This window comes from Rhodopseudomonas sp. BR0G17 (assembly GCF_010907025.1).
In the GTDB taxonomy this organism is placed as follows: Bacteria; Pseudomonadota; Alphaproteobacteria; order Rhizobiales; family Xanthobacteraceae; genus Rhodopseudomonas; species Rhodopseudomonas palustris_H.
Genome location: NZ_QUML01000005.1, coordinates 180634 through 196123, shown reverse-complemented (window position 1 = coordinate 196123; position 15490 = coordinate 180634). Strand labels below are relative to the sequence as shown.

At 65.7% G+C, this 15490-nt stretch carries 21 protein-coding genes; 14 read left to right on the top strand and 7 right to left on the bottom strand.

The window, feature by feature from the left end; translation table 11 throughout:
* The coding region (locus DY467_RS26170; RefSeq protein WP_205502095.1) for a hypothetical protein at window positions 1-182 on the bottom strand (182 nt) is incomplete at its 3' end.
* A 176-nt stretch (window positions 183-358) separates the two neighbouring features.
* Between DY467_RS26170 and DY467_RS06615 the strand changes: the two genes are divergently transcribed.
* Window positions 359-1078 (top strand): class I SAM-dependent DNA methyltransferase, encoded by a 720-nt coding sequence (locus DY467_RS06615; RefSeq protein WP_164634733.1) that lies wholly within the window; start codon window positions 359-361, stop codon window positions 1076-1078.
* 345 nt (window positions 1079-1423) lie between these two features.
* Here DY467_RS06615 and DY467_RS26165 read toward each other — a convergent pair whose 3' ends face one another.
* The gene (locus DY467_RS26165) at window positions 1424-1681 is read right to left on the bottom strand and encodes a type II toxin-antitoxin system HicB family antitoxin (protein ID WP_205502093.1); all 258 of its coding nucleotides are present in this window, start codon (window positions 1679-1681) and stop codon (window positions 1424-1426) included.
* A gap of 173 nt (window positions 1682-1854) precedes the next feature.
* Here DY467_RS26165 and DY467_RS06605 point away from each other — a divergent pair, with 173 nt between their 5' ends.
* The 3 genes from DY467_RS06605 to DY467_RS06595 all read left to right on the top strand — a co-directional run bounded on the left by DY467_RS06605 (window position 1855) and on the right by DY467_RS06595 (window position 4556).
* On the top strand, window positions 1855-2811 hold the full coding sequence (locus DY467_RS06605; protein WP_164634731.1) for a hypothetical protein: 957 nt from the start codon (window positions 1855-1857) through the stop codon (window positions 2809-2811).
* Window positions 2693-4048 (top strand): DNA-packaging protein, encoded by a 1356-nt coding sequence (locus tag DY467_RS06600; RefSeq protein ID WP_502706440.1) that lies wholly within the window; start codon window positions 2693-2695, stop codon window positions 4046-4048. The genes DY467_RS06605 and DY467_RS06600 overlap by 119 nt, the downstream gene beginning before the upstream one ends.
* Before the next feature lie 214 nt (window positions 4049-4262).
* Window positions 4263-4556, top strand: coding sequence for a hypothetical protein (locus DY467_RS06595; RefSeq protein WP_107343859.1), 294 nt, complete (start codon window positions 4263-4265; stop codon window positions 4554-4556).
* An 83-nt stretch (window positions 4557-4639) separates the two neighbouring features.
* Here the strand turns inward: DY467_RS06595 and DY467_RS06590 are convergent, their stop codons facing one another.
* Window positions 4640-4951, bottom strand: coding sequence for a hypothetical protein (locus DY467_RS06590; RefSeq protein WP_107343860.1), 312 nt, complete (start codon window positions 4949-4951; stop codon window positions 4640-4642).
* A 91-nt stretch (window positions 4952-5042) separates the two neighbouring features.
* Window positions 5043-5810 carry a S1 family peptidase gene (locus DY467_RS06585; RefSeq protein WP_164634729.1) on the bottom strand — a complete coding sequence of 256 codons (768 nt, stop codon included), beginning with the start codon at window positions 5808-5810 and terminating at the stop codon, window positions 5043-5045.
* A 64-nt stretch (window positions 5811-5874) separates the two neighbouring features.
* Between DY467_RS06585 and DY467_RS06580 the strand changes: the two genes are divergently transcribed.
* From DY467_RS06580 to DY467_RS06535, 10 genes are all read left to right on the top strand, one after another.
* Window positions 5875-6441: a head-tail connector protein gene (locus DY467_RS06580; protein ID WP_164634727.1), complete on the top strand. Its 567-nt coding sequence runs from the start codon at window positions 5875-5877 to the stop codon at window positions 6439-6441.
* On the top strand, window positions 6438-6758 hold the full coding sequence (locus tag DY467_RS06575; RefSeq protein ID WP_164634725.1) for a head-tail adaptor protein: 321 nt from the start codon (window positions 6438-6440) through the stop codon (window positions 6756-6758). Before DY467_RS06580 ends, DY467_RS06575 begins: the two co-directional genes overlap by 4 nt.
* Window positions 6755-7165: a DUF3168 domain-containing protein gene (locus DY467_RS06570; protein ID WP_164571921.1), complete on the top strand. Its 411-nt coding sequence runs from the start codon at window positions 6755-6757 to the stop codon at window positions 7163-7165. Before DY467_RS06575 ends, DY467_RS06570 begins: the two co-directional genes overlap by 4 nt.
* A gap of 12 nt (window positions 7166-7177) precedes the next feature.
* Window positions 7178-7585: a phage major tail protein, TP901-1 family gene (locus DY467_RS06565; protein WP_142882333.1), complete on the top strand. Its 408-nt coding sequence runs from the start codon at window positions 7178-7180 to the stop codon at window positions 7583-7585.
* Between the two features lie 9 nt (window positions 7586-7594).
* Window positions 7595-7912 (top strand): gene transfer agent family protein, encoded by a 318-nt coding sequence (locus DY467_RS06560; protein ID WP_164634723.1) that lies wholly within the window; start codon window positions 7595-7597, stop codon window positions 7910-7912.
* On the top strand, window positions 7909-8112 hold the full coding sequence (locus tag DY467_RS06555) for a rcc01693 family protein (RefSeq protein WP_164634721.1): 204 nt from the start codon (window positions 7909-7911) through the stop codon (window positions 8110-8112). Before DY467_RS06560 ends, DY467_RS06555 begins: the two co-directional genes overlap by 4 nt.
* Entirely contained in the window at window positions 8109-8702 is a 594-nt protein-coding gene (locus DY467_RS06550) for a phage tail tape measure protein (RefSeq protein WP_164634719.1), read from the top strand. The genes DY467_RS06555 and DY467_RS06550 overlap by 4 nt, the downstream gene beginning before the upstream one ends.
* Before the next feature lie 114 nt (window positions 8703-8816).
* Window positions 8817-9455, top strand: coding sequence for a TIGR02217 family protein (locus DY467_RS06545; protein ID WP_164634717.1), 639 nt, complete (start codon window positions 8817-8819; stop codon window positions 9453-9455).
* A gap of 90 nt (window positions 9456-9545) precedes the next feature.
* Window positions 9546-11078: a hypothetical protein gene (locus tag DY467_RS06540; RefSeq protein WP_164634716.1), complete on the top strand. Its 1533-nt coding sequence runs from the start codon at window positions 9546-9548 to the stop codon at window positions 11076-11078.
* 101 nt (window positions 11079-11179) lie between these two features.
* The gene (locus DY467_RS06535) at window positions 11180-11320 is read left to right on the top strand and encodes a hypothetical protein (protein ID WP_164634714.1); all 141 of its coding nucleotides are present in this window, start codon (window positions 11180-11182) and stop codon (window positions 11318-11320) included.
* Between the two features lie 43 nt (window positions 11321-11363).
* On the opposite strand, the gene DY467_RS06530 is transcribed toward DY467_RS06535, so the two are convergent.
* From DY467_RS06530 to DY467_RS06520, 3 genes are all read right to left on the bottom strand, one after another.
* Entirely contained in the window at window positions 11364-12371 is a 1008-nt protein-coding gene (locus tag DY467_RS06530) for a SphA family protein (RefSeq protein WP_164634711.1), read from the bottom strand.
* A gap of 121 nt (window positions 12372-12492) precedes the next feature.
* On the bottom strand, window positions 12493-13488 hold the full coding sequence (locus tag DY467_RS06525) for an HAD family hydrolase (protein WP_164634709.1): 996 nt from the start codon (window positions 13486-13488) through the stop codon (window positions 12493-12495).
* 17 nt (window positions 13489-13505) lie between these two features.
* Complete coding sequence (locus DY467_RS06520; RefSeq protein ID WP_164634707.1) at window positions 13506-15194, bottom strand: arylsulfatase; 1689 nt, start codon at window positions 15192-15194, stop codon at window positions 13506-13508.
* Window positions 15195-15490: the final 296 nt, after the last annotated feature.

Genomic DNA, 15490 nt, shown 5'->3' with positions numbered 1-15490 from the left:
GTTTGCGGGGGTGCTGTAGTCGGCGTGCCTTCTGTAACCTGATAGCCCCAAGCGTTGCCGTGTTCGTCGAATGGGATGCTCGCAAACAGGTCGTATGTTCTCTTGATTGCAAGCGTAAGTTCACTCAGAATGTCGTCAATTTCGGGTAGTGAGTTGACGATGTAGTCGTTAAGGGCCTGCATTGTAACCTCTTAGTGACCGGCTCAATGGTACATATGTGTTGTGGTATTACTGGCATGATGAAAATGCTCGTGAAGGATGCATATTGCATAGTCTCGCGCTACATGACTTATGTACAAGTGTGATGCGGGGGGGCATCGCCGGCGTTGGGCGGGAGAGTGAATAATTGGGGAGAGGCATGGAGGAGTGTGCGTCATTTGCTGCGCCTGTAGATCCGGCAGACGCTTACAACCTCGCGGCGCCATACTACGACGATTGGAAGTGGCAAGCGATTTGGCGAGTTGTCGAAGAGGATCTAGTGAAGCAGGCAGTGTCGTCGCAGCCGCGGACAGCGCGCGTCCTTGATGTCGGGTGCGGGACAGGTTTTTTGCTCGACAAGCTAACTAAGCAGTTCTCGCTTGAAGATCTTGTTGGGATCGACGTAAGCAGCGGCATGTTAGAGAAGGCCAAGCAACGGTGCGCATCGCGATCGATCAAGTTCATTCATAGCGATTTTCTTGAGCAGGAATTGCCGACCCGGTCTTTTGATGTTGTGTTTATGTTCAGAACCGCTTCTCATGTTCAGGATTTGAGGAGGTGCTTCGGTAAGGTTGCGTCGTTGCTGAGGGAGGGGGGAACGTTTGCATTCAGTGACGTTCACAGCGAGCATCCATACGACTGCACACGTTTGCCATACCAAAGGCAAAAAATCCCTGTGAAGACCTGGAAGCACAAGTTGAATGATATCAGAAGTATCGCCTCTGAATTCTCGATAATCACATCGAAGCAGTGGGTCCATTCGATAGATACCATTGCGAATGGGTTGATAGATGAACGTCACCTTCCAAATTCCTTGGCTTTGAGGGGGCACGGGCCTGCGGCTCCGTTTGGCTGCTTTGTGCTCTTTTCAGTTGAATGATGTTCGTTGTCCGTAAGCGCGTTTGTCCTTCGGTTGCTCGCTTGCGGTGGTAAAATAGTGCTGCGAGAACGTCGACGAGGCATTGGAAGCGTGCTCTAAGACACGGCGCGAAGCGGTGGTTGGACGAATGCTAGCGCGCTGTCGGGGTGCTTGAACGAACCCGATGTTCAAGGTGCGCCAGCTATGCGAGATGGAAGTCGCCTTGCGCCGCCGTCACGCCTTCGCTAGCGCAAGCGTAACAGGCCTATTCAAGCTGATCCTGCGCTGCGGCGTCCTCACGAGACGTCTTTGTTCAGCGATGTATTGGGTGCGCACCACGAACGAGCCTTAGAATGTCTTGTCGGGCTACTCGTCGCGCTCTTTGCAGAACGCGATGTAGTCGTCGATCGACTCGGCGAGCGCCTGCTTCGCTTCGGCGACGGATTTGCCCTGAAAGGTAATGACGTCCCGCGTGTCGGCGACCTCGCCGTGGAAAATCCCGGCGTCGGGGTCGTATTCGACCGTTGCGGTGTAGCCCTTGTAGGTCATCGTGGTCATGGCTTGCGCCGAGTTCGTGCGCGCCGCTGCAGTCGCCTCGGTGGCGGTGCGGCTGGCAGCAAGCATGGCAGCGCTTTCAGGCTGCCGCAACTGGTACGCTCACTGCTCCGCTGGCCGGCGCCGCAAGGCGTGGATGCCCGGCACAAGGCCGGGCATGACGGTGGAGCCGTTGATCGCCGAAATGCATGGCGGCCTGCTCGGCGGTGCGGGCCGAGGTCCGCCCGGTAGGGAGCTCTCTCATGACCGACAATCCTCCGCCGCCCCGCTATCTGCCGCGCGGGCTGACGCCCGAGGCGGTTGCGGAGCTGAAGCGGCTATACGAAGAGACCGACGAGCCGCTGACCGCGGTGGCGGCGCAGTTCGAGATCTGTCGGCACACGCTGCGCAAGGTGGCGGAGGCCGAGGGCTGGACGCCGCGGCTGGAGCGCCCCCGGGTCGGGCCGCGGCCGCCGCTGCCGGTCCGCCAGGCGCGCGGGTTTTCGCAGCAGGCGCTCGACGATCTGCGGCGGCGCTACGTCGAGACCGAAGAGCCGGTGCAGCGCATAGCCGAGGACTACCACATTCATCGCAACACGCTGGAGCGGCTGGCGATGCAGGAGGGGTGGCCGCGCCGCAAGGATCGGCCGCCGCGCGACATGCCGGTGCTGCTGCAGATCAATCGTGAAGCGACCGCGGCGCTGCAGCAGGCCCGCGCGATCGCCGCCGGCGCGCCGCTGCCGGCGTCGCCGCCGCCCGCGGTGGGCACAAAGGCCGCGGGCGACACGGAGGCCGCGGCGCCTGCGTCCGAGAGCGAGGCCGAGATGGCGCCTGTGACCGAGGCATCGGCCGCAACGCCGGCCGACCAGGCGTCGCCCGAAGCGGCGCTGTCGTTGGCGCGGCGGCTGGAGCGCGCGGTCGAGACTCAGCTCCGCAAGGTCGAAAACCTGCGCGAGGACACCACGCTCGGCGGCCACCGCGCGGTCGAGGCCGAGCGGATCGCCCGCACGCTGGCGGCGCTGACGCAGACGTTGTTCAAGGTCCGCCAGCTTCGCGATCCCGAACGCGCACTCAGCGCCGCCGATGACGAGATGCCCGCCGATGCCGATGGATTCCGTCTGGAGCTTGCGCGCCGCATTGAGACGTTTGTCGGCGGCGGGACTGACGGAGCGCTTCCTGCGCCAGGCCAGCCTGCGGACGTTGGCCCGGCTGCAGGATGATTTCGCCACCTTCGCGCATCCGCATCAGGAGTCTGCGGACGCCGGCAATGACGGCGCGCCGTGGACCACCTGGCTGATGCTCGGCGGCCGCGGCGCCGGCAAGACCCGCGCCGGCGCCGAATGGGTGCGGGCGATGGTGGCCGGCACGCCGCCTTATGCGACGCGGCCGCACGGCCGGATCGCGCTGGTCGGCGAAAGCTGGCACGACGCCCGCGAGGTGATGGTGGAAGGCGAATCCGGCCTCTTACGGATCACGCCGCGCCGCGAGCGCCCCGAGTGGATGGCCAGCCGCAAGCGGCTGGAATGGCCGAGCGGCGCGGTCGGCGAGGTGTTCTCCGCCGACGATCCGGATAGTTTGCGCGGCCCGCAATTCGAGGCGGCGTGGTGCGACGAGCTGGCGAAATGGCGCTACGCCGAAGCCAGCTTCGACATGCTGCAATTCGGGCTGCGGCTCGGTTCTCGGCCGCGGCAACTGATCACCACGACGCCGCGGCCGCTGCCGCTGATCAAGCGGCTGCTCGGCGATCCGCATACCCGGGTGACGCGGGCGCCGACCCGCGCCAACGCCGCGCATCTGTCGCCGGCGTTTCTCGAGACCGTGGTGGCGCGCTATGCCGGCACACGGCAGGGCCGGCAGGAGCTCGACGGCGAACTGATCGAGGACCGCCCCGACGCGCTGTGGTCGCGCGAGGCAATCGAGCGCGTCCGCGTCGCGGCGGCGCCGCCGCTGTTGCGGATCGTGGTGGCGATCGATCCGCCGGGCTCGTCGCGGCCGGGCGCCGATGCTTGCGGCATTGTTGCGGCGGGGCGCAGCGCGGCCGGCGATTACTACGTGCTGGAGGACGTCTCCAGCGACCGGCTGTCGCCGGCGGCCTGGGCGGCGCGCGCGATCGCGCTGTATCACCGGCTCGAGGCCGATGCGATCATCGCCGAGGTCAATATGGGCGGCGAGATGGTGCGCGCGGTGCTGCACGAGACCGACGCCGCGATCCCGGTGCGCGAGGTGCGCGCCAGCCGCGGCAAATTCGTCCGCGCCGAGCCGGTGGCGGCGCTGTACGAACAGGGCCGGGTGCGGCACGTCGGCTGCTTTCCGCTGCTCGAAGACGAGATGTGCGATTTCGGCCCGACCGGGCTATCCTCCGGCCACTCGCCGGACCGGCTCGACGCGCTGGTGTGGGCGATCACCGCGCTCGTCGGTGGCGCCCATGCGGGCGGACCAAGGATGCGGGTGTTGTGAGGGCGAGTCTGTAGGATGGGTTGAGCGTGTAGGATGGGTTGAGCGGAGCGAAACCCATCGCGGCTGTGCTTGGTGGATGATGGGTTTCGCTGGCGCTCAACCCATCCTACGGCGTGGGGCCACGGCGTGGGAATGTGTGTGGTGCGACGGCGTGGCGGCGGAACCATCGCGGGTCACGCTGGGTTGCTGGACTATCAACGCGGGAAGGTGACGCATGAGCCGTTCGATCACGAGGACGCCGCTGACGGTGGCGATCACGATGGCGCTGGGGCTGGCGGCGCTCGGCGCCGGCCTGATCGCCGGCAGCGGCGCGGCACTGGCCCGCGGCGGCGCCGCCAACATCATGGACTCGCCGGGCTATCAGCGCGCGCTGCAGGAATCCCGCAAGCGGCTGCAGCAGCAGCCGGGGCCGACCATGGCGCAGCCGTTCGCCGCGCCGCCGGTGGCGTATCCGCATCCCGAGCGTCGGCCGGGGCCGAAGCGGCGACATCGCGCGCCGCGGCATTGAGCTGCCGCGCGTCGCGGGCTTAGTTCTGCTGCGGGGAGATGGGGTTCGCTGCGCTCTACCCATCCTCCGAGAGCGGCGCGCGTTCAGCAGTAGCCGTACCAGCCGCAGGCGTAGGGCAGGCGGCCGAAGATCAGATCCGGATTGGTGCCGTAATAGCTGCGGTACAGATACGAGCGCGGCTTGCCGTAGTAACCGTGCACGATCGGCGGCACGTCGACCTCCGGCGCATACACCGGCGAGCCGCTTTCCATCTCCAGCGATTGCCGCACGCCGCGCGGCTTCGGTTGCGGCTCGGCGAAGATCTTGCCGATCTTGCTGTGCATCGGCAGATCAGCCGCCCGCGCCGGCCCGGCCAGCGGCAACGCGATCAGCAATAACAGCACGACACGCAACATGGCGGCACTCCGGAGTGAGATGCCGCGAGGGTGGGCGATTATGGTTAATAAAGATTAACCATCGGCACTTTCGCCGCCTCGCGATGACAAGTTATCGGCTCAGCGCCGAGCCCCAGCTTTGCGCGGTGCGGGCGATCCAGTCGCGGTACAGCGTCAGCGGGGTGACGCCGGTGAGGCCGCCGCAGCCGGCAGTGTTGCCGGGGCCGGTCGACCACGACACCACGCCGATCACCACCAGCCGGTCGTTCTGCGCCTGCAGCGCCGGGCCGCCGGAATCGCCGGTGCAGGCGCCGAGGCCCGCGCTGCCGCCAGTGGCGGCGGGATCAGTCAGGCGGATCTGCAGCCGGCCGGGGCGGCCGGTCGCGGTCAGCGTCGCGCTGCGCGCGGTACCGCCGCTCTTGCCGTCGCCGCGCCGGGTGACGCCGATGCCGGCGACAGTGAAGTCCTGGCCGGCGGCGAGCGGATCCTCCGGCGCCGCGATCGGCAGCGGCGCCTTGCCGGGCAGCGGCGCGGCGAGCTTGAGCAGCGCGACATCGGCGCTGGCGCGGTGGCCGAGGATCGCGCCCATGTCGAACTCCGGATGCGCGGCGACGCGGGCGACGTCGCGCAGGCTCGGCTGCCGCTGCGCGTCGTAATGCACCACCTTGTAGTCCGCGCCGGGGCCGACGCAGTGTGCGGCGCTCAGCACCAGATCGGGTGCGATCAGCGTTCCCGAACAGAAATTGCCGCGCGAACCGACGATGGTGACCAGGGCGCGGCCGAGCGCGCCGGTCGCCTCCGGGGCGCCGCCGACCATCGCCGCCGCCGGTGAGGCGAGCGCGGCGCCGAGCAGACAGCCGAATGTGAGCGTGCGGATCATGGCGGCGCGTTTCGCCCGCCGCCGCGGCGCTGTCAATCGCCGATCACCATCATGAGGAACCGCCATGCCGATGCTGTTGCTGGCCGGGCCGGCCGCTGAGCCGTGGACCGTCGCTGATCTCAAAAGCTTCCTGCGCGTCGAGCACGACGCCGACGACGCGGTGATCGCCTCGCTGCTGACGGCGGCGCGGGCCCAGATCGAGGCGAGTACTGGCAAGATGCTGCTGGCGCAGCGCTGGCGGCTGGTGCTGGACGCCTGGCCGCGCGACGGCCGCATCGTGCTGCGCGGCGGCCCGCTTCGATCGCTGATCGCGGTGCGGAGCTATGACGAGCGCGGCTATGCACATGGGCTCGATCTCGACAGCTTCGTGCTCGACCTCGCCGGCGGCGTGATCGCGTCGCCGCCCTGGGCGCTGCCGGAGCCCGGGCGGGACGTCGCCGGCATCGAGCTCGACCTCGAACTCGGCTACGGCACCACGCCGGACGATGTGCCGGCGCCGCTGCGCCACGCGGTACGCACCCTGGTGGCGCAGTGGTACGACAACCGCGGCGGTGCGGCTGATGCCGGCGCCGCGGGGCTGCCCGGCGGCGTCGCCGCGATGATCGCCGGCTACCGCGCGGTGGCGCTGTGATCGATCCCGGACGCCTCAACCGCCGGTTGACGCTGCTGGCGCCGGTCGAGACCGACGACGGGCAGGGCGGCGTGGTGCGGAGGTCGGTGGCGCAGGCGGTGCTGTGGGCCAGCGTGGTGCCGCTCGCGGCGCGCGAGGGTGTTGCGGCCGATACTGATCGCGCGGCGCTGCGCGCAAAAATCACGCTGCGCGCCGGCGTGGCGCTGTCACGGGCGCATCGGCTCGCCGATGGCGACAGCGTGTATCGCATCATCGCCTGGCGCAGCCGCGCGCGCGGCGCGCTGCTCGAGATCGACGCCGAGACGGAGCAGACATGACCCCAGCCAGCGTAGCGCTGCGCGCGGCGATCCATCACGCGCTCACCAGCGACACCGCGCTGCTCGCCGCGCTCGGCGGGCCGCGGATCTACGACGAGCCGCCGCGCGAGGCGGCGTTTCCGTTCGTCACCCTCGGCGAAGCGCGGATCAGCGACGTCTCCGCCGACGACGCGCCGACCCAGGAGCATCAGCTGACGCTGCACGCCTGGTCGCGGCAGGGCGGCCACAAGGAGGCGCACCTCATCACCGGCGCGCTGCTGCAGGCGCTCGACGATGCGCCGCTCGCCCCGTCCGGCCATCGCCTCGTCAATCTGCGGTTCGCGCTCGCCGACATCCGCCGCGAGCCCGACGGCCGCACCTATCACGCCTTGGTGCGATTTCGCGCCGTCACCGAACCGATCAGTTAGCAGGAGCCGCGCATGGGCGCTCAAAAGGGCAAGGACTTGTTGCTCAAGATCCACGACGGCACCAACTACGTCACCGTTGCCGGCTTGCGCAGCCGCAAGATCGCGTTCAACGCCGAACTGGTCGATATCACCCACGCCGAATCCGCCGACCGCTGGCGCGAGCTGCTGGCCGGCGCCGGCGTCCGCCGCGCGTCGATCTCCGGCCGCGGCCTGTTCAAGGATTCAAGCTCCGACGCGCTGGTGCGAACTGCATTCTTCAGCGGGCTGATCAGCGACTGCCAGGTGGTGGTGCCGGATTTCGGCAGTATCACCGGGCCGTTCCAGATCGCCAGCCTCGAATTCGCCGGCGAGCACAACGGCGAAGTCACCTTCGACCTGACGCTGGAGAGCGCCGGCGCGCTCGGCTTCGTCGCATTGTGAGAGGACAGCATGGCCAACAAACATCGCGGTGAAATCGAAGCCGAACTCGGCGGCCAGACCCGCACGCTGGTGCTGACGCTCGGCGCGCTCGCCGAACTCGAAGCCGCGTTCGCCGCCACCGATCTGGTCGCTCTGGCGCAGCGCTTCGGCAGCGGGCATCTGTCGGCGCGCGATCTGGTCCGGATCATCGCCGCGGGCCTCCGCGGCGCCGGCGAGGCGGTGCGCGATGACGAGGTCGCCACGATGACGGTGAGCGGCGGTGCCGCCGGCTACGCCAGCATCGCGGCCGAGCTATTGGCCGCGACGTTCGGCGAGGCGGCGGCGTGACGCCGTTTCCGTGGGCGGAAGCGATGCAGTTCGGCCTCGGCGTGCTGCGGCTGCCGCCCGATCAGTTCTGGCGGATGACGCCGCGCGAACTCGCCGCCGCGATCGCCGGCCTGCGCGGCGGCGCGACACCGCCGCTCGGCCGCGCCGCGTTTGCTGAACTGATGCGGCGCTATCCGGATCAATCAGGAGCCACGCGATGACCGGCAGCGGCACTGGCGAGACCTGTGACTGTGCTTGCGTCGACGACACCACGCAAAAGGTCGACCAGCTCACCACCAAGACCCAGGCGCTCAGCAGCGAAGCCAAGGGCTTTGCGCGGGCGATGACCTCGGCGTTCTCGCAAGCGGTCACCGGCGGCAAGCAGTTCGAGGACGTGCTGAAGTCGCTGGCGCTGAAAGTCTCGGATCTGGCGCTGAAGGCGGCGCTAAAGCCGCTGACCACCAGCCTTGCGACCGGCTTCGACAGCTTTTTCTCGGGCCTGTTCGGCGGCTCGCTGCTCAAGAACGCCAACGGCGCGATCAAGCCGTTCGCGGCCGGCGGCGTGATCGGCACCCCGACCTACTTCCCGATGCTCGGCGGCGGCGTTGGCCTCGCCGGCGAAGCCGGTCCCGAGGCGATCCTACCGCTGACGCGCGGCGCCGACGGCCGGCTCGGCGTCGCCTCGAGCGGCGGCGCCACCACGGTCAACATCCAGATCGCCACGCCCGACGCCGACAGCTTCCGCCGCTCCGAGACTTATCTCACCGGCCAGATCGCCCGCGCCGTCGCGCGCGGGCAGCGGGGCTTGTAGCTGACAGCTTTCCCCGCGTCATTGCGAGCCGAAGGCAAAACAATCCAGCGGCGCGGACTGAGCTGGATTGCTTCGTCGCTGTGCTGTTCGCAATGACGATGAAGGACTCATCGCATGACCCCATTCCACGAAATCCTGTTTCCGCTCGATGTCGCGCTCAAGAGCGCCGGCGGGCCGGAGCGGCGCACCGAGATCGTCGGCTTCGGCTCGGGCCGTGAGCAGCGCAACGCACGCTGGGCGGACTCGCGGCGGCGTTACGACGCCGGCTACGGCGTCAAGACCTTCGAGGCGCTGCAGCAGGTGGTGGCATTCTTCGAAGAGCGCCGCGGGCCGCTTACCGGCTTCCGCTGGCGCGACCGGCTGGATTGCAGCTCCGCCGCGCCCGGCGCGGCGGTGTCGCCGCTCGACCAGGGCATCGGCATCGGCGACGGCACGCGCGCCAGCTATCAACTCGTGAAGACCTACGGGGCCGGCTTCGCACCCTATGTGCGCACGATCACTAAGCCAGTTGCCGGCAGCGTCCGCGTTGCAGTCAGTGGCGTCGAAGCCGCGGCCGCCAGCTTCGTCTGCGATCCGGCCACCGGCATCGTCACTTTCGCGCCCGGCCACCTGCCGCCGTCCGGCGCAGCGGTGACCGCCGGCTTTCAGTTCGATGTCCCGGTCCGGTTCGACACCGACTACCTCGAAGTCGATCTCTCGGCGTTTGCCGCCGGCGCGATCCCGAAGATCCCGTTGGTCGAGATCAGGGTGTGAGTTCGAACGTGTACTGAGCCGAAGCTGCGAGTCTGTCTTACCCTTGGGTGCAATCGGATAGTTAGATCATTAATCCGTGCTGAAACCGGCATGATCGTTGGGCGACACGCGGATCTGATCAGAACAGTTTACACCTCTGAATTTACCCGGTGGCAATCAGGCGGTGCCGATCCTCAGCGCCTTCATGCGACCCGCGCGGTCGGCATTCATGGCGGCGTTGAGAATTTCATGCAGCGATTCATATTTTTGATTTTCGGCCTTCTCCTGCCAGTGGCCGCAGATGCGAACGAAGCTGCTCCGGCGATACCTCATCGGTGTGAGAACTGCCGCTCGACACCGGTCGAAGTTGCGGCGCAGTCCCGCGAAATGTCGGACATGTGCCGTTCCGTGGGTGGGACGCCACGATCGGGTCCAGACATTCAGCAGGGACGTTTCCCGGATGGTCCTGTTTTCTGGGCCATCGACGAAGCTACGTTCGCCTGCGATGGATCGGCAACGCTGTTTTCCACCAATCACGGAGCAGGGGTCCACATCTTCGTCGAAACCAACGATGGGCACGCAACCCAAGCTTTCGAACACGCGGCCTTTGGGGTGACGTTGGAGCGTAGCAGCGACACCAACAGGGTTTGGCTTAACGTTGGCGGTGCGCTCTGTGGGCAGAACACGGATGGTCTGTCGACAGCGGACATGCGTGCTTGTCAGCGTCCCCTCAAATGGGACGCTGGAACCCGCAAGGTCGATTTTGCACCGCTGTCGGAAATCCGGGATTTGCCGCAAGCCGAGGATCAGGAGGCGCAGGCCGGCGGATTGCCCGCCAACAGGATCTACGATTCCGGGTCGGAGCTCGTGAATAAGCGGGATTACGTTCTCAACGAATACTGGAAGGACAAGATCGACCTCATTCCCTGGAAGCCGCGCGGTGCCACGCAAGGGACGATCTTCAATTGGCCGTTTGCGTCTCCGGATGGACGATCGTTGATGGTATCGCTGCTGCAGGCACCAGCGGTCTGCACCCCGAAATGTCCGGCGCGTTTCATCAATGCACAACACCGGGTCGTGTTGGAAATCATGGTGTGTGCCGACAGAACAAAACACGGGTTCTCGCCCGATAACAGGACGTTCATCGCCTGCGGAGAACGTTTCTCCATCCCGCAGGTCGACGAGCGGACGGCGCTTCTCGACAATGCCCCGCCGGGTTCGAACCCCGAGGCTTATCTCGAGGTCCAGCGTCGCCTTCGTGCGCAGCCAAAGAACAGGCCGGAGCCGATCCGAGTTGATTCAGCGCTTCACAACGATTCCCAGATGCTCATTCGCGAGTGGAAAGACGGATCGGTCGAGATTGCCTATGACGTCCCGAAGCAAACACTGCCCGTGGTGCAGGGGACGTTGTTGTTCCGTGGCACTCGTAGCGGTTCAAATTATCAGGGAACGGCGTTCACGTTTCGAGACGGTTGTGCGCCCGCGCCCTACGAAGTGCGCGGATATCGAGACGCGAAGCGTGAGTTGGTCGTTTTGACCGGTGCGGCGCCTCGGCGCGGCAGAGGCTGTGACATCATCGGGGATTCGATGCGCTCCAATCATGCGCGACTCGTGTTCGACACGCGAGAGCTGGGCGACGAATAAGCACGAGCCCGCCGGTGCGCCGCTGGCTCTGTGCGAACAGTAGCTAACTCACCAGTTGGTCTGAACGACCAGAGTGAGGTTATGAACGCCCGGTCGGCACCGTGTCAGATCGGGCCGAGACCCACTCGTGGATCGTCAGAGTCGCACGCAGGTTCCCCAAGCTCACCATCCTCTCGGCCTTGCAGGCCAAGCTCGATACCGGCGCGATTCCGAATCTCCCGCTGGTCGAGATCATGGTGTGAGTGGACTCTCCCGGAGGCCGCGGTTCGAGCCTCAGCCGTTGCTTCAAGGCTTTCGCGGCATCGGCCCCGCGGCTGCCGGCTGCGGTGGTGCGGGCGATACGACGAACGACAGCCAGGCGTTCCAGCCTTCCGGCCGGTTCTGCGCGGCGAACTCCTTGTACCCCTTCAGGTTCAGATAACCCTGCATGTCGCCGACCGGAAACAGGATGCCGAGCTGCGGTCCGACGCCGGCGACACGCGACCGAAACCCGCCAAGCAACGCCGGCGCACCGGAATCGTCGCTGATTTGCTGGAAGTAATAGCCGACGAGTCCGAGCTGGAATTGTTTGGTGAGGAAGTGCGACGCGCCCCAGTCGACGTGAAAGTCGACGCCGTTCTGGTAGTTCGCCGATGTGTTCTTGAAGTTGTAGGTCGCACCCGCGACCGCCGAGAATTCGTTGCCGGCGAGCGGATTGAAATAGGTGTAGCCGACGCCGAAGTCGATCGCGCCGTGGCCGATGCCGAGATTGGCAAGGCGGTGCCGGTCGTAGTCGCCGACCGGAATGTCGCCGGTGCCGTACACCATGAAGTTATTGACGCCCACGTTCCATTTCAGTGCGATCTGCGGAATCACGTCGCCGTAGGAGGTGAGATCCTGCGTCCGGCCGAGCGCGATGGTGCGGCCGGAGAAATCGCTCAGCGACGCTTCAGCCGTCGCCTGGTTGCGGCCCGCAACGCCGAGCAGGGTCGCGGACAATTGGCCACCGAGAACCGGAGTCGCGAACACGTAGCTCGGGCCGTACAGGCCGAGGTCGCCCTTACCGGAGAGCCCGACGTCGACCCGTCCGCCCCGGGGAAACTGCATGCCGGCGCCTGCGCTGACATCGGTGTGATAGTAGATTGAGATCCAGGACCAGCCTGGCGTGCCCGGTGCGGCTGCAAGGCTGCCGAAGAAGCCAGGGACCCAGAAGCTGATGCCCCCTTCGTCGGCCGATGCTGCTTGCGGGCCTTGGAGGGCCAGCAGCGCTACGGCTGCCAATCCGCCGATGATACGGTGCGAATATTGCGACATGCCACGTTCCGATGTGTCTTGGTCAGCCTCTGACCGTTGTCACGTCTGCGCCAAAACCGGCGCCGGACAATTGCGCGGAGACCACCCCGGATCGCCGGCCCCGGGGCGATCGGCGCGGGCGTCATTCCGTAAAGATCCGGCTCCAGTCGTTCTTCATGTCGACGACCGTCCAGCCACCCGCGGCCGCCGCATCGAGCGCCTTGTCGAGCTTGCCGATCTTGGACTGGCGATCGTAGGCATATTCCCGTTCGGCATCGGTGTGATGGACGAGTCCCGCAAACCGCGGGCCAGCGCCGGCGACGGTCCATTGCAGCATTTCGAGGTCGCCGTCCGAATTGCCGAATGCGAAGATCGGCCGGCGCCCGATGAACCGGTTGATGCCAACCGGCTTGCCGGGGCCGTCGTCGACGAATTCGACCTTGGTGAGCTTGATCAAACGCGGCTTGCCGGTGGCATCAGTCTCGAATTTGACGACGCCGGACGAGCCGACCACCTGCTCGGGCGGTATGCCGTAGGCTTTCTCCACCCACGGCCGCATGAATTCGACACCGCCGCCCGACACGATGAAGGTCTTGAAGCCGTTCGCACGCAGATATACCAGTAGCTCCAGCATCGGCTGGTAGGTCAGTTGGTTGTAGGGCCGCCCGAAGCGCGGGTGCCGTGCGGTTGCCATCCAATCACGCACCGCATCGGTGAACTCGTCCGTCGTCATCCCCGCATGAGTTGCCGCGACGACCTCGAGCAGGCCAGTTTCGCCCGATGATGCGAATGCCGCCTTGTCGTTTTGAAGCAGCGCCTCGAACGGCTCGTGATCTTTCCATTCCGGATGCTGCGGAGCCATCGCCTTGATGCGATCGAACGCAAAGGCGAGTTGGAAGTAATAGGGCTGCTCGGCCCACAGCGTGCCATCATTGTCGAAGGTGGCGATCCGCTCGGCTGTCGGCACGAAATCCGCACCTTGCTCCGTCGTCACGCGCGCGACGAAGGCGAGGATCGCCTGTTTCGCCGTCCCGTTCGTCCATGACGGCAACGGATCGGAGGCGTCGGCCGCGAAGCCGACGACGGGCGAGCCGAAGACGGCGGCCGAGAGAGCGAGCAGGCTGCGTCGGGTGATCATGGCCGTTCTCCGGTGCCTCAATTCTCGTTCGGTCTCGCCGTCGTGATCTTCTCCATCACGTCGCTGATCGTGAAGCTCGCGGCCTTGGCCCGCGGCGGAAACTCTTTGAAGCTCTCAGCCCAATGCGCCACCAGGGCCTGCGCCGGGATGATCAGGAACATGCGGTGATCCATCCAGTCGCCGTAGTTCAGGCTGGCGGTGGCTCTTTCGAATGGATCGGCCCGCAAATTGTAGATGTTGGGGGCGCGAAGCTTGGTGAACTGGCCCTGCCAAACGCCGGCGGGCGTTTGCGGCGAAACCTCGGTGTTCTGCTCCAGGAAAGCGAATTTCCAATTTCGGATTCGGATCGCCATCAGTTCGCCGTCGTCGCTCCAATACAGGAAGCCCTCGCGCGGTGACTGTTTCACTTCATTCTTGAAGAACGGCAGCAGGTTGATCCCGTCGAGATGCACCTTGAACGGCTTGCCGTTCAGGGTCGTGCCTTGCTTGAGACGATCCACGATGCCGGTGTCGCCGGTCGCGGCCGCAAAGGTCGGGATGAAGTCCTCATGCGCGCAAATATCGTTGACGATCGTGCCGGGATTGATCACGCCCGGCCAGCGGATCAGGCAGGGCACCCGGAAGGCACCTTCCCAATTGGTCGCTTTCTCGCCCCGGAACGGCGTCGTGCCGCCGTCCGGCCACGTGAACACCTCGGCGCCGTTGTCGGTCGTATAGACCACGATGGTGTTGTCGACGGCTCCGAGGTCGTCCAGCAGTTGCAGCAGTTCGCCGACATGGCCATCGGTCTCGACCATCCCGTCCGGATATAGTCCGAGCCCGGTCTTGCCTTGCGATTCCTTTTTCAGATGCGTGAAGACGTGCATCCGCGTGGTGTTGAAGTAACAGAACCACGGTGTTTGAGCCTTGTGCTGCCGGCTGATGAAGTCCTTGGCCGCGGAGAGAAACTCCGCGTCGACGGTCTCCATGCGCTTGGTGTCCATCGGGCCGGTGTTCTCGATCACCTGCTTGCCGACGCGGCCGTAGGTCGGATCGACCGTCGGGTCGTCGCGGTCACTTGCCTTGCACTTCAAGACCCCGCGCGGCCCGAACTTGGCGCGGAAACGCGGATCCTTCGGATAGTCCGGGTTCTCCGGCTCCTCCTCGGCGTTGAGGTGATAGAGATTGCCGAAGAACTCATCGAAGCCGTGGACGGTGGGTAGATGCTCGTTGCGGTCGCCGAGGTGGTTCTTGCCGAACTGCCCGGTGGCATAACCGTACGACTTCATCACGTCCGCGACGCTCGGATCGAGCGGACCAAGCCCGAGCTCGGCACCGGGCAGGCCGACCTTGGTCAGCCCGGTGCGAATGGGTGATTGCCCGGTGATGAACGCGGCGCGTCCCGCCGTGCAACTCTGCTGCCCATACCAGTCGGTGAAGGTGGCGCCTTCTCGGCCGATCCGGTCGATGTTGGGCGTGCGATAGCCCATGATCCCCATGTTGTAGGCGCTGATGTTGAACCAGCCGATGTCGTCGCCCATGATGAACAGGATGTTCGGTTTGGAGCTGGCGGCTCCGCTGGCGATGGCGGGAGATTTCTTAGCGGCCTGTGCGAACGCACCGGTCGTTAGTGCCGCCGCAGCGACCAGGGTTGATGTCCCCAGCAGGAGATTCCGACGATCAATGGCGCCATTGGGCACGCGCTGGTGCTTGTCTTCGCTGTTCATCTGACACTCCCGATTGTGATCCGGTGTGCATTCGGCTGCGGCGACCCGCCCGTGAGGGGGCGGCGCGCGGAACGAGCGTTGCGGAGTGAAGTACGATGATCTGGCTGGGCAGAGGATGGGATCGCGTTTGGGGTGGCGCGCGACCGGCGATGAGGCGAGGTGCGATCACTGGTCGGCACGAACCGTTCTCCAGCGAGTCATAAGGAGAGGTCATGCACCATGATTGTGTGGTCGTGCTAACCATCTGTCGTGCAATCAATCTGGAGTGAAGTTGCACTGCGTTGCAGGATCGCACT

What these genes read in the sequence shown, in the direction of transcription:
- DY467_RS06615 (WP_164634733.1), top strand. Translation starts at nt 359, where the DNA reads ATGGAGGAGTGTGCGTCATTTGCTGCGCCTGTAGATCCGGCAGACGCT.
- DY467_RS26165 (WP_205502093.1), bottom strand. Translation starts at nt 1,681, where the DNA reads ATGCTTGCTGCCAGCCGCACCGCCACCGAGGCGACTGCAGCGGCGCGC.
- DY467_RS06605 (WP_164634731.1), top strand. Translation starts at nt 1,855, where the DNA reads ATGACCGACAATCCTCCGCCGCCCCGCTATCTGCCGCGCGGGCTGACG.
- DY467_RS06600 (WP_502706440.1), top strand. Translation starts at nt 2,693, where the DNA reads ATGCCGATGGATTCCGTCTGGAGCTTGCGCGCCGCATTGAGACGTTTG.
- DY467_RS06595 (WP_107343859.1), top strand. Translation starts at nt 4,263, where the DNA reads ATGAGCCGTTCGATCACGAGGACGCCGCTGACGGTGGCGATCACGATG.
- DY467_RS06590 (WP_107343860.1), bottom strand. Translation starts at nt 4,951, where the DNA reads ATGTTGCGTGTCGTGCTGTTATTGCTGATCGCGTTGCCGCTGGCCGGG.
- DY467_RS06585 (WP_164634729.1), bottom strand. Translation starts at nt 5,810, where the DNA reads ATGATCCGCACGCTCACATTCGGCTGTCTGCTCGGCGCCGCGCTCGCC.
- DY467_RS06580 (WP_164634727.1), top strand. Translation starts at nt 5,875, where the DNA reads ATGCCGATGCTGTTGCTGGCCGGGCCGGCCGCTGAGCCGTGGACCGTC.
- DY467_RS06570 (WP_164571921.1), top strand. Translation starts at nt 6,755, where the DNA reads ATGACCCCAGCCAGCGTAGCGCTGCGCGCGGCGATCCATCACGCGCTC.
- DY467_RS06565 (WP_142882333.1), top strand. Translation starts at nt 7,178, where the DNA reads ATGGGCGCTCAAAAGGGCAAGGACTTGTTGCTCAAGATCCACGACGGC.
- DY467_RS06560 (WP_164634723.1), top strand. Translation starts at nt 7,595, where the DNA reads ATGGCCAACAAACATCGCGGTGAAATCGAAGCCGAACTCGGCGGCCAG.
- DY467_RS06550 (WP_164634719.1), top strand. Translation starts at nt 8,109, where the DNA reads ATGACCGGCAGCGGCACTGGCGAGACCTGTGACTGTGCTTGCGTCGAC.
- DY467_RS06545 (WP_164634717.1), top strand. Translation starts at nt 8,817, where the DNA reads ATGACCCCATTCCACGAAATCCTGTTTCCGCTCGATGTCGCGCTCAAG.
- DY467_RS06540 (WP_164634716.1), top strand. Translation starts at nt 9,546, where the DNA reads ATGATCGTTGGGCGACACGCGGATCTGATCAGAACAGTTTACACCTCT.
- DY467_RS06530 (WP_164634711.1), bottom strand. Translation starts at nt 12,371, where the DNA reads ATGTCGCAATATTCGCACCGTATCATCGGCGGATTGGCAGCCGTAGCG.
- DY467_RS06525 (WP_164634709.1), bottom strand. Translation starts at nt 13,488, where the DNA reads ATGATCACCCGACGCAGCCTGCTCGCTCTCTCGGCCGCCGTCTTCGGC.
- DY467_RS06520 (WP_164634707.1), bottom strand. Translation starts at nt 15,194, where the DNA reads ATGAACAGCGAAGACAAGCACCAGCGCGTGCCCAATGGCGCCATTGAT.